At 72.7% G+C, this 766-nt stretch carries 2 pseudogenes; both read left to right on the forward strand.

The annotated features are described in order from the left end of the window. A pseudogene (locus ACWGDE_RS39200) lies at positions 1–424 on the forward strand (hypothetical protein); the annotation flags it as partial. 106 nt (positions 425–530) lie between these two features. Then, positions 531–766 (forward strand): annotated as a pseudogene (locus ACWGDE_RS39205) (hypothetical protein); the annotation flags it as partial.

Raw genomic sequence — 766 nt, forward strand, 5'->3', positions numbered from 1 at the left:
CAGCTGGGACAGCGTGGGCGGGGTCCTGGGGGTGAGCCGGCAGGCGGCGCAGCAGCGCTTCGCCGTCAAGTCGCCGGCCGCGAAGCCCGGTTCCGGAACGGATCCGACGTACGAAACGGACGGCCGGCCGGACGGAGCGCCGGCGCGCCGGACCATCACCCCGGTCACCGCGTTCAACGAGATGGCCGAACTCGACGGGGCCGCGCACGAGGGCTGGCACCTCGTGGACTACGGACCGCTCTTCCTCGTGGTCGAAGCCTCCGACCAGGTCTGGGAGCACCGGCGGACCTTCGGCGGCCAGCGCCGCCGCATGAAGGCCGAAGGCTGGACGCAGGTGGGAGCCGGCTCCTTCCCCTGGCGCTACTACAAGCGCCCCGCTGCCGGGGCGGCCGACAGCGAGCCCGCCGCGCCCCGCAGGCCGTAGCGCCCGACCCCTGGATGATCCGGCCACACGGTCTGAGTACGCCGCGCACCCGCGGATGAGTAGCCGAGCGGCTGTGCCGGACCGCCGGAAGGCGTTGGATCAGTACATGGACATGGACATGGACACCACCACCACCACCGCGACGCCCCAGGACCAGGACCGGACGGCGCCCACGGGACGGGACCGCTCCCGCCTCTGGGCCATCCTGTCCGCCGCCCTCTTCGTCCCGGCCGCCGTCCTGACGGGCATCCTGACCCTGGCATCCGAGCGGGCATCGCGCTGCATGACGTACGGGGAGCAGTGCACCCAGGGAATGCCCGGCTGGCTCTTCGGCTGGGGCAT

The sequence above is a fragment of the Streptomyces sp. NPDC054956 genome, from assembly GCF_053609185.1.